This is a genomic window from Pseudomonas sp. P1_F1_2, from assembly GCF_056405815.1.
The window spans coordinates 1-12098 of the sequence record NZ_JBFUBK010000032.1; the positions used below are offsets into that span (position 1 = coordinate 1).

Below are 12098 nucleotides of genomic sequence, written 5' to 3' on the forward strand. Positions count from 1 at the left end.
AAACTAATAGTGTGCAGGCTAAGGCGAGAGTGGCAATGAATGCCCATGTGTATATCAGTTCATATTTGGTTATTTTTAAAACTAATAGTGTGCAGGCTAAGGCGAGAGTGGCAATGAATGCCCATGTGTATATCAGTTCATATTTGGTTATTTTTATTGCGTTGAAAAAGTTAAAGATAACTATCTGTGCGTATATGGCGGGAAGTGAAAGGGATAGTGCTAGTAAGGCTTTAATGCCTTCGAGTTCCCCGTTGTCTGTAAGTGATCTCGATGCGACGATGCCAAGCAAAACTATAGCGAAAACGATAATTACCCCTAAGAATATTGCTATTCTAAATGAGGTAATTAATTCGATTTCAATTTCGTCCGTATTTAGATTAGTCGATCTAGCTATTGTTACCAGCGAACCTGAGAAAAATCCGATTGCTACCACGGTTAGAAAAGAGATCAGCGCCCATGCGAGTGATGCATGACTAAGTGAATTAACTATGTAATGTCCAATGAACGAAAAATAAAGTAGTGAGGCAATCATCTCTCCTATTCTGGAAGATATCAGCGGGATGGCTATCCGGGTAATTTCCATATCTGGCAGCCCCTGTTCGTTAAAAAATACAATGAAGGCCTGAAGTGAAATAAAGCCTGTTGCGCTGGAAAAATATACTCTCCTCAATCCCACTGTTTGAGTAGACTAATCAAAGGTGGAGTACCCTTCGCAGCGAAATATTTTTTCCTGAAAAAGTATTCGCACGTTGATATTTTGTGTTTGGTTTGTTTTCGTTTGTTGAACTCTTTATCTAGGGCCGAAAGAGATTTTTGTGTTGATGGGTAAACTTTGGACGTTTTTAGAAGTCCTTCAATGGCTAGAAATACCTGGTCCATGTATATCAGCGTGTCTTCAATATATGATCTGCATTCAGTTTCTGTGATTGCACCTCGTCTGGATAAGGAGAAAAAGCTGGCTTTTATACTTTCGTATCCGTCCACTCTGAAGATATTTGAATACACCCACTTGTAGTGTTTGTTTGTTGTGCCTGTTAAGTAGGTGAAGCTCATTGTTGTTTTTAGCATCATGTCCCGGGCTATTTCACAACCCATCCAAAGATTTCCCGACTGCCAGCAACCCTGGATATCTTGAAATGCATAAAATACGGGGAGTTTTTCACGATGAGCGACATAGATGTGTTTTTCTACAGGTATCCTGGATTTCAGTTGGGTAAATGTTTCCTCGTTTTCTAATGCGTATCCAATCAATGATCGATGGATGACGTTGTTCTCTGTGTTTGACAGCACTGGACCATAGAGAAACCGCTGATCGTCAGAGATCTCATCAAATGCTGTCTCAATTTTGGTAATGATGTTTTCCAATTCGGAAAATGTTATGTAATCAGCATCAATGTGAATGCTTGTTTCGCCATAAAAATTGGTGGTGTTATGAACTTCTTCGTCTTGAGTTATGTAGTGGTAATTTATATCTGTAACCAGCGCGTGTTCGGATTTTTTTATGCTGCTTGCTTTAGGTCGTTGTTCGCACAAAATGATGCAGTCGATATCGGAATGAATGGTACCAATTCCCTCGATCAAAGAGCCTGAGATGACGAGGATGCTAGAGTTCTCTAAAAAAGCCCTTTCTCGTAAATATTTTTTTGGGATTGAAATTTTTCCATTTAATATAGATATCTCATTTTCTGAAATTTTTGACTGCTCGGTTTTGATTAACGGGATCATATGGGTCGCTCCTTGCGTAAGTGTGAGCAGATATAAGGTGTGTTGTGGTAAGTGTGAGCATGGTGATTTGAATAGCGTCAGCTGTGTAAGTGTCTTAGTTTAGGGTTGATGGCTTTTTCGTACTAAAACCCTAGTGTCGATCTTGGCGAGTCGTCAATGTTTGTATAGAAAATCAGAATGGTCTTACGCGTATTGAAGTCCTGGGGTTTAAACAGCGAAAGAAACTTCCTTTTTTGTTGAGAGATTGTTCCTACAGAGTTGGCGCCCGAGAGCGTGGGGTTGTTCAAGGCAGCAGGCTTTTGATCTTTATCCCTGAAGGCATAAAGAGGTGAACTGCTCAAAGACGCGGCGATTGCCGGGATGGGGATTACTTACTTGCCGACGTTTATCGTCGGTGCGGCCTTGAATGACGGCAGGCTGGTGCCGGTGCTGGACGCGTTTCGGCCTGAGCCGCTGAGGTTGTCGGCGGTGTATCCGCAGCACCGCCAGAGTTCGCGGCCGGTACAGGCGTTTATCGAGTTTTTGCGTGAGCGGCTGGATCAGACTGAAGACGGACTCTAAGCCTCACACAGTTCCCCCTGTAAGAGTGAGCCTGCTCGCGATGGCGGAGTGTCAGACGACATCAATGTTGAATGACATATGGCTATCGTGAGCAGGCTCGCTCCTACATTGATGTGTGGATGACCTGGGCTTAGTGGTTATCAGGTCCTTTTGTCATCGCCGTTGACATGAACACCGCGGTCATCGCCGACTTCGCCGTTGGCATGAACACCTCGGTCATCACCGACTTCGCCGTTGGCATGAACACCGCGGTCATCACCGACTTCACCATTGGCGTGTACGCCACGGTCGTCGCCGATTTCGCCATTGGCGTGAACACCATTTTGGTTGTGGGATACTTCACCCGAGCGATGAGCGCCATTTTGGTTGTGGGATACTTCACCCGAGCGATGAGCGCCATTTTGGTTGTGGGACACTTCGCCGGAGCGATGAGCGCCATTTTGGTTGTGGGACACTTCGCCGGAGCGATGAGCGCCATTTTGGTTGTGGGACACTTCACCGGAGCGATGAGCGCCATTTTGGTTGTGGGACACTTCGCCGGAGCGATGAGCGCCATTTTGGTTGTGGGACACTTCACCGGAACGATGAACCCCATGGTCGTCGCCGATTTCACCGGCACGGTGAACGCCATGATCGTCGCCGATTTCACCGGCACGATGAACGCCATGATCGTCGCCAGGTTCGGCGTGCGTGCCATTGCGCCCGGAGTTGGAGGAGGCTGTGTTGCCGGCATTACCCGGGCCATGGTCGCTGCCGCTGTGACTGCTGCCGCTGTTGCCGCCGCTGCCACTGCCACTATTGCCGCCACTGCCGCTTCCACCGTGACCACCGCTGTTGCCGCCACCGCCACCGCCACCGCCACCACCATTACCGCCGCCACCACCGCCATTACCGCCGCCGCCACCGCCATTACCACCGCCGCCACCACCATTGCCGCCGCCACCACCACCATTGCCGCCGCCGCCACCACCATTGCCACCGCCGCCATGACCTCCGCCACCGCCGCCACTACCGCCACCGCCACCACCGCCCCCTCCGCCACCACCACCACCATCCTTGGCCTGAGCGGTCGACATGCTGGACAGACTGTCCGGTATCAATACGGTAGACGCCGACAGGACTGCGCCAATAGCTACTGCAAGTAAAAGCTTGTTGATGTGCATGTCGTTCTCCGTCTTCTTGTTCAGGGTTGGAACGTTGATGAACAATGCAACGTGCTGCTGGATTCAGTTAATGAACACCCCAGCGTTCAGATTTATTCAGTTGTATCGTTGATAAAAAATGCAACGTACCGCTCGAACCTGTTGCAGAGGGTCAGTGAATGCTGGAGGCCAGCTCGAAAATCGGCATGTACATCAGGATCACGATGACCCCGATCAACAAGCCGATGAAGGTCATGAGCAGCGGTTCAAACAGTCGTACAAACCATTCGATCCAGCGACTGATTTCTTCGTCGTAGAAGTCGGCGCTGCGTTCCATCATTTGCCCGAGGTTGCCGGACTGCTCGCCAGCGCGCAGCAAGCGCAGGGACACTGGGGTCACGAGGTGATTGAGCTCGAGCGCGGCCGACAGCGATTGGCCCTCACGCACCCGTTCGCAGGCTTCGTCCAGGCGTGTGCGGGAGGCCACGGTGAGCAGGCCCCGCACCATGCCCATGGCTGTGACGAGGGGAATGCCGCCTTGCAGCAAGATCCCCAGCGAGCGGTAGAAGCGCGCCAGTTCATACATGAAGATGCGTTGATGGACTGCCGGGAGTTTTTCGATCAGGCGGTCGACGCCCCGACGAAAGGCCGGTTGGCGCTGGAGGAAGGTGAGGGCGACGATGAGCGCCAGCAACCCGCCGAAGAATTCGCCCTGGTGCGCATGAAGGAACATCCCGCTGCTCATCAGGACTTGTGACATCCACGGCAGGTTCGACCCCAAGCCTTCGAACACCAGGCTGAAGCGCGGCACCACATAGCCCATCAAAAACAACACCACGCCACCTCCCACCACCAGCAACAGCATGGGGTAGATCGAAGCGCTGACGATTTTCTGCCGGACTTCGTCCATGCGCTGGCGATAGCTGACATAACGGCCCAGCGCTTCGCCCACGGCACCGGTCTTTTCACTGGACTGGACCAGCGCCACGTACAACGGCGGGAACACCGCCGACAACTGGCCCAATGCCTGGGAGAACGACTTGCCCTCATACAGCAGGCGCACCAGTTCACTTAAGGTTTTACGGGCCTGTGGCGCGGTTTCTTTTTCGGCCAGGCTTTCCAGCGCATCGATCAGCGGCAGGCCCGCATTGAGCAACGTGGTCAGCTCCTGGCTGAACAACACCAGGTTGAAGGTCTCGCGCTGGCGAAACTGCAGCGAGAGGAAATGCCGCTCGGCCTGCAGGCTGACCACCCGCAGGCCCTGGTCCTCGACGATGCGCCGGGCTTCGCTGTGGCCGGGGGCCTCGACTGTCATCGAGACCACGCCGGCTTTACCCACGGCTTTGAGATGAAAGCGCATGGTCGTCCCCCGTTATTGCCAGCTGGTGATTTCGGCGTTTTCGCCTTCGCCACCGGGTTGTCCGTCCTTGCCCATGGACAACAGGTCGTATTCACCGTTTTCACCGGGATAGCGGTAGGTGTAGTTACGGCCCCACGGGTCTTGCGGCAATTTTTTCTGTAAGTAAGGGCCGGTCCAGTGCGTTTCATCGCTGGGCGCGGTGACCAGCGCCTGCAAGCCCTGTTCGGTCGACGGGTAGTGACCGACCTCCAGGCGATACAAGTCCAGCGCCTTGCCCAGGCCTTCGATTTGCGCCTTGGCGACTTTGACCTCGGAACGGCCCAGTTGGGCGAAATATTTCGGCGCGACGATGCCAGCCAACAACCCCAGCACCACCAGCACCACCAACAGTTCGAGCAGGGTGAACCCGCGTTGCATACGCGGGGCATAACACAGACGTTGATTCATGATGACCTCACACAGTCGGCAGAAGGGTCGCAATAAAGATTTATGCAATTGCCATGCTCAGCCTTGGGCAACCTTCTGGACCCCCCGTGCCAAGGCCTTTTGCGCTTACGGCACAGTGCTTGCGTATGGCTGATTTACGATCGGCCACTGGGGCATTACCCCCATTTTTTGGGGCCGGCCAGGGGAGGAAAAACAATGAAAACACTCACCGCTGGATTGATCGGATGTCTGTTATTGACCGGCGTCGCACAGGCCGATGTATTCGTTTCCGTGGACGCCAAGGGCAGCTACGTGCTGTCCAATGTCCACCGTCCCGGTCGTACCTATGAGCGGGTCATTCACGAGCCAACGGCGGCTGTTGTCAGCCTCGATCAGCAACCCCAGATGATCGCCGCACAACCCTATGCCGAGCTGGTCTCGGCAGCGGCCACGGCCAATGAAGTACCGGCTGCGCTGCTGCACGCGGTTATCCGCGCCGAGTCCCGCTACAACGCTGACGCAACGTCCGCCAAAGGCGCTGGCGGGCTGATGCAATTGATGCCCGATACCGCGCGGGAGATGGGGGTCAAGGATGTCTACGATCCGAAGGCCAACATCCAGGGCGGCGCCAAATACCTCAAGCGTTTGTTGACCCTGTTCGACAACGACATCGCACTCGCGGTAGCGGCCTACAACGCCGGCCCGCAAGCCGTGCTCAGCCGTGGCGGGGTGATCCCGCCGTTCGCCGAAACCCAGCGCTACGTGCCGGATGTTTTACGCCAATACCGCCGTCTGCAGGGCTTGGCCGTGGATGCGCCGTTGTAGTCGAACACCACGCGCCGGCTCCCCCCAATAGTGGGGAATGATGGCCCCGGCAGAAAAGTGGGGAATAAGTGGGGAATATCCCCCGAGTTATTAAGTCGTAAACGTAAAGCACTGAAAACAAAGAAAAATATATTTGGCATGAGGATTGCTCAAGGGCATTCAGTCGAGAATTATTCCCTGTGAGCATTTAAAACGAGGCCCGTGATTATGTCCGGCATACCCCACGCTCATCATGTGTTTAACCTGTTGTTGTTTTTCGCACCGATGCTCGGTATCGAGCTGGCCGAAGCGGCCGCGCGCTGCGAACGCAATCTGGTGGCGAACGTCGTGGCACTGGATCAGCCGCTGATGTTCAACCGCCTCGGTGCACAGAACGCCAACGGCATGATGTTCGCCTTGCGCCGCGATGTCGTTGACGATCGCAATATGTCCCTCGCCCAGGGTGGCGCGGCAGTGCCGGGCAAAGTCTCGCTGCGGCCCGACAAGCGTCCGCGCCCACTGGTGCTGCGAGTGGCCGCCGGTGATTGCCTGACGATCAATCTGCAAAACCTGCTGGCGTATCAGGCCAACCCCGGCAAACACGAAGGCGCGGAGCCCGAGGGGGAGGAAGGCAATGAAGTTGGCAATGTGGACGACTTCAAGGTCGATGAGCAAGTCACAGACCGGCATGTCGGCTTCCAGGTCAACGGCCTGCAAGCCGTCAACAGCATTGACGACATCGCCTCCTTTACCGGGCGCAACGCCAACTCCCTGATCCCGCCAGGCGCCACCCGTTCCTACACCTTGTACGCCGAGCGTGAAGGCGCGTTTGCCGCCAGCAGCCGTGGTGCCACTTTTGGTGGGGAGGGCGATGCGGGCAACGTGGCCAACGGCCTGTTCGGCGAAGTGGTGGTGGTGCCCAAGGGTGGCCGCACCTATCGCAACACCGTGACCGAAGAAGAGATGCGCCTGGCCAGCACCGGCCGCACTCCGGCCGGTCAGCCGATTGTCGATTACCAGGCGCGCTATCCGCAGCGCGAACCGTGGATCCGTGAAGGCAAGGCCGGCACGCCGATCATTAACATGGTCGACGGCAACGAAATCATCTCCAGCGAGAGTGACGCGATCGTGATGGGCAGCAACGCCGACGGCAGCTTCCCGCCCTCGACTTATCCGCTGGAAGCCATCGGCAAGCGCAATCCGGCGCTGCCCAATAGGCTGGAACCGTTCCGCGATTTCGCCTCGCAGTTCCAGGATGAAACCGCCGCGACCCAGGCATTCCCTGCGTACTGGGCAGACCCGGTAATGGCCCACGTGCTGGAGCCGACCCGCGACTCGTTCATGATCAACTACGGCTCTGGCGGCATGGGCGCCGAGGTGGTGGCCAACCGATTGGGCGTGGGGCCGATGCACGATTGCCTGTCGTGCGCCTATGAAGAATTCTTCCTCAGTTCCCACACCGTGGGGGACGTGGCGATGCTGGTGGACGTACCGGCCAACGCCGGCCTGGAAAACATTCGTCCGGGTGAAACACCACGTGCCGATCAGGTCGGGGTCAAGGCGACCATGGCGCTGTATCCGTCCGAACCCTCCAACGTCAATCACAGCTACATCGGCGACTTCGTCAAATTCCGCAACACGCACAACGGCCACGAGCAGCACATCTTCCACCTGCACGGGCATCAATGGCTGTTCAACCCCAACGACGACAATTCGGACTATGTCGACGCCCAAGGCATTGGCCCAGGTGCCGGCTACACCTACGAAATCGCCAACGGTGGGTCGGGCAACCGCAACCGCGTGGCGGGCGATGCGATCTATCACTGTCACTTCTACCCGCACTTTGCCCAAGGCATGTGGGCCATGTGGCGGGTACACGATGTGTTTGAGGAAGGCACCAAACTCGAAGTGTCCCAGCAGGGTGCCGACGGTTATCACAGCGAACCGTATGCCTTGCGCAGCGGTAAACCGGCGTCGGGCGCACGGGCCTTGCCCGATGGCGAGATCATTGCCGGTACGCCGATTCCAGCCGTCGTGCCGTTGCCGGGCAAAGCCATGGCGCCGATGCCGGGCAAAGTCGCCGTCGTGCCGAAGATCGGCGAAAGCCTGGTGGCCAGTCATGGCGACGATGATGAGGAGGGCGATGACGACGGCGAACATCACGGTGGCAGCGGTGGCGTGCAAGCCATCGGTTCCCTGGCATTGGTGGACCGCAGCGAAGCCAACCGCAATGCCGACGGCAGCCTGAAAAACCCGGGCTATCCGTTCTGGATCGGCGGCATGGAAAGTTCGGTCGGCCAACGTCCGCCAACCCCACCGCTGGACATGCTCGACGCCGCCAAGGCGCAAACCCTGAAAAGCAGTGGCAATGCCTTGTGGGCCAACCTTGACCCCGCTCAGTCCGGTGGTTGGGACGGCGGTTTGGGTCGCCACTCACTGGACGGTTTCTCCTCCGGTGGCCAAGCGCACACCGTGACCACTTCCCTGGATTTCTCCAAGGAAGTGACCCGCGCCAAACCGATTTACATGCCTGAAGAAGGCACCGAAGTCGAACAGGCAGCCATGGCGTTCCATGCCAAAAAAGAACACCCCAGCTACGCCGTGCTGCCGGGCAATCAGGTGGTGGCGCGCAACTTCCGCACCAACGGTGCATTGCCAACGGCGGGGGCGCCGTACTACGAACCGTGCATGGATGACCGGCAAAAACGCCTGACCAGCAGCGCCGGTACCGGCGAATTCAATAGCGGTGAAAAGGCCGACGGCCTGTCGTTCACCGGTGCCTCGACCTTCACCGCCGACCGGCCGCGCATCTATAAAGCGGCCAACATCCAGTTCGACGCGGTATACAACAAGGTCGGTTACCACTTCCCGCAGGCACGCATCCTGGCGCTGTGGGAAGACGCCTGGCCGGTGATTACCAAACAGCGTCCGCCAGAACCTCTGGTGATGCGCATGAACACCTTCGACTGCGTGCAGTACCAGCAAACCAACCTGGTGCCGGCCACCTACGAGATGGACGACTATCAGGTGCGCACGCCCACTGACGTGATCGGTCAGCACATTCACTTGCCTAAATGGGACCTGACGGCGGCTGACGGTTCGGCCAACGGCTGGAACTACGAAGACGGCGTGCTTTCCCCCGGTGCCGTGCAAGAGCGCATCCACGCCATTCGCCAGTTCAACCAGTGCGAAGGCGCCGACCCGCGTGACGGCACGCCAGCCTGCCCGGTGGCCAAGTCGCATCCGTTCTTTGGTCAATATGGTCGGGCCGACTGGGTGGGTGCGCGCACGGCGATGCAGCGCTGGTTCGTCGACCCGGTGGTCAACACCAAGGGCGTCGACCGTGGCCTGGGAACCATTTTCACCCACGACCACTTAGGCCCATCGACGCACCAACAGATCGGTCTGTACGCCACCGTGCTGGCAGAACCGGCCGGTTCCACCTGGTTCCACGCCGAAACCGGCGAGCCTTTGTACAGCGGCGCGCGGCAGGATGGCGGGCCGACGTCGTGGCAAGCGGTGGTGTCCACCGGTGACCTGGACGGCGACGGCAAGAACGACAGCTTCCGTGAGTTCTTCCTCGAATACAGTGACTTCCAGCACGCCTATGAAGCCGGCGTGTACGTGGGCGCCGGCCCGAATGGCGTGCCCAATGCGCAAGCGTTCCCGGCCACCGCCGACAGCTTCCGCTACGCGATCAATCCGCCGGTGCGCAAGGAAGCCGAGACCCTGCTTGAGCAGGTGGTTGAAGCACGCGGTGGACTGACGCCCGGCTGTCCAAACCGGCCGTGCCCGCAAGCCATCTCGGTGGATGATCCGGGGATGTTCGTGGTCAATTACCGCAACGAACCGCTGGCCCTGCGGGTGTACGACCCGAACAAGATCGGCCCGGACGGCAAGCGCGGAATGCAGGCCGACGGCCTCGGCGGCGACCTGGCGTATGCCATGCAAAGCCGTACCGACCGCGCAATCGCGGCGATGAACCTGGCGCCGAACCTGATCACCGCAGCGACCGGCCCGACCGGTGGCACCACGCAGTTCCCGCCGCACATCAACCGTGGCGGCGCGGAACCGGGTGACCCGTTCACCCCGATGCTGCGCACCTACACCGGAGACAAYGTGCGGCTGCGGGTGCATGCCGGCGGTCATGAAGAAGAGCACAACGTGACCCTGCACGGCGTGAAGTGGCTGCAAAGCGGTTCCGGTTTCGGCAACAGTTCCAACTCCGGTTGGCGCTCGTCGCAGATGATCGGGATTTCCGAGCAGATGGGCTTCATTGCGCCGGTCTCGATGCTGTCCAGTTCGGCGGCGACCACCGGGGATTATCTGTACTCGATGGACGCTTCTCTGGAAGGTTACTGGAGCGGCATCTGGGGCGTGATGCGCAACTACACCGCGCAACGCAACGACCTGTTCGCACTGCCGAACAACGCGAAACCGGCCGGCATGCGCAACACCGTGGCCTTCGAGGGCACTTGCCCACGGATCGGCGCCAACCCGAACGGCATCGGCACTCGGCCCACTGTGCAACGCAACTATGAAGTGGTCGCGGCGCTGGCCAACGACATCCTCGGCAATCCGCTGAACCTGTCCATCGCTGATCCGGAAGGGCTCGGCCAGCATGTCGGCGGGCCGCTGAATCCGGCGGGCGGTACGCTGGTGTACAACTCGCGTGCGGTGAGCATTCCCCAAGTCACCGTGACCGACCCTGAAGATGGCGAGACCTTCACCATCGGCGGGCAGAGCGGGCCGTTGCATGATCCGACCGCGATCCTGTACGTGCGCAAATCCGATCTGGACCCGGTCAGCGGCAAGCTCAAGCCTGGTGTGCCTGTCGAGCCGCTGGTGCTGCGTGCGGCGGCGGGGGATTGCATCAACATCACCCTGGAAAACCGCTTGCCGACGGTCATGCCGGACCTGGCGCAGATGGCCTCGGTGATGGGCATGGTCAAGCGTGACCGCAACGGTGGCGAAGGCTCCACCACCTTCAGCAATAACCTGTTGCGGCCGTCCAGTACGGTGGGGCTGCACGCACAATTGCTGGCTTACGACATCACCAAGTCCGATGGCACCAACGTCGGCACCAACCCGATCCAGACCGTCCCGCCACGCGTTGGCAACACCGGGGCGTACCCGACTCGTACCTATCAGTACTACGCCGGGCACCTGGAGCGTGAAGGCAAGCCGGTCACGCAACTGGGGCGCAGTGTCGACAACATCAATGCCACGGCGATCGAGTTCGGCGGGTTGAATTTCACCCCGGCGGACGTGATCAAGCAGCCACAAAAAGGCCTCGGTGGAGCGATGAGCATTCTGCCGATGGGTGCGACCTGGGTTGAAGACGCACGCAAGGTCAATGCGACGGTCACCGCGCCGGGGCAAACCACCTACCGTGACTTCGCGATGGTCTGGCAGAAGGCGTTGAACATGCGCTGGGCCAATGGTCGTCCGGTGGAAGGTATTGCCGCAGAAGCCGGCGTGCCGACCGATCCGCAGGACAACTCCAGCATGGCCATCAACTACAAAACCGAACCGATGTGGTTCCGCTTTGGCCTGCCTCCGGACGCGCCATTCGGTCACGCCGGCGGCTACGGCTACGGCGATGTCCCCAACGCGCACATGGCCTACAGCAATGCGTTGGTGGGGGGCGATCCGCAGACGCCGGTGCTGTATGTCAAACCGGGGCAACCGTTCCGTACCCACATTTTGATGCCCACCGGTGGCAGTCGTGGTTCGACCTTTCAGCTGGACGGTCACGTCTGGTCGGTCAACCCGTTCCAGTCGGAGAAGAGCGACACCGGCGGTTACCCGATGGCAACCCCCGGCGTGGGTTCAGTGCGGTTCGGTTACAACCCGATGTCGATGTACATCGGCGCCCACGAAAGCATCCTGCCGGCGGCGCACTTCAGCTTCATGCACCCGAGTGCCGGGGGCAGCAACGCGATACCGGGCGACTACCTGTTCCGTGATTACGCGGCTTACGGCAATACGGCTGGGTTGTGGGGATTGTTGCGGGTGACCAACGAGCCAGAGCCGGCTCCGGCACCTTAGCAACATGGCCGTGGCGAGGGCGCAAGCGA

General features: G+C 58.1%; 6 protein-coding genes and 2 pseudogenes. 3 read left to right on the plus strand and 5 right to left on the minus strand.

The features are described from left to right. Together AC1D2P_RS11975 and AC1D2P_RS11980 are read right to left on the minus strand one after the other, a co-directional pair. Positions 1–583 (minus strand): MATE family efflux transporter (locus tag AC1D2P_RS11975; RefSeq protein ID WP_477811441.1); only part of this gene is annotated, 583 nt, incomplete at its 3' end. 83 nt (positions 584–666) lie between these two features. Then, positions 667–1725: a hypothetical protein gene (locus tag AC1D2P_RS11980; protein WP_223524885.1), complete on the minus strand. Its 1059-nt coding sequence runs from the start codon at positions 1723–1725 to the stop codon at positions 667–669. Positions 1726–2052: 327 nt separating this feature from the next. Here AC1D2P_RS11980 and AC1D2P_RS11985 point away from each other — a divergent pair. Continuing rightward, positions 2053–2286 (plus strand): annotated as a pseudogene (locus tag AC1D2P_RS11985) (LysR substrate-binding domain-containing protein); the annotation flags it as partial. Between the two features lie 533 nt (positions 2287–2819). Here the strand turns inward: AC1D2P_RS11985 and AC1D2P_RS11990 are convergent. The 3 genes and pseudogenes from AC1D2P_RS11990 to gspG form a co-directional block, all read right to left on the minus strand. Beyond that, positions 2820–3449 (minus strand): annotated as a pseudogene (locus AC1D2P_RS11990) (hypothetical protein); the annotation flags it as partial. A gap of 151 nt (positions 3450–3600) precedes the next feature. Then, positions 3601–4788, minus strand: a complete 1188-nt coding sequence (locus AC1D2P_RS11995; RefSeq protein WP_477757432.1) for a type II secretion system F family protein — start codon at positions 4786–4788, stop codon at positions 3601–3603. Between the two features lie 12 nt (positions 4789–4800). Then, a complete protein-coding gene (gene gspG, locus AC1D2P_RS12000) occupies positions 4801–5235 on the minus strand; it encodes a type II secretion system major pseudopilin GspG (RefSeq protein ID WP_109787776.1) in 435 nt (144 codons plus the stop codon). 195 nt (positions 5236–5430) lie between these two features. Here gspG and AC1D2P_RS12005 point away from each other — a divergent pair, with 195 nt between their 5' ends. Beyond that, entirely contained in the window at positions 5431–6039 is a 609-nt protein-coding gene (locus tag AC1D2P_RS12005) for a lytic transglycosylase domain-containing protein (RefSeq protein ID WP_109787775.1), read from the plus strand. Positions 6040–6246: 207 nt separating this feature from the next. Then, positions 6247–12069 (plus strand): manganese-oxidizing multicopper oxidase MnxG, encoded by a 5823-nt coding sequence (mnxG, locus tag AC1D2P_RS12010; protein ID WP_477757433.1) that lies wholly within the window; start codon positions 6247–6249, stop codon positions 12067–12069. Positions 12070–12098 lie beyond the last annotated feature (29 nt).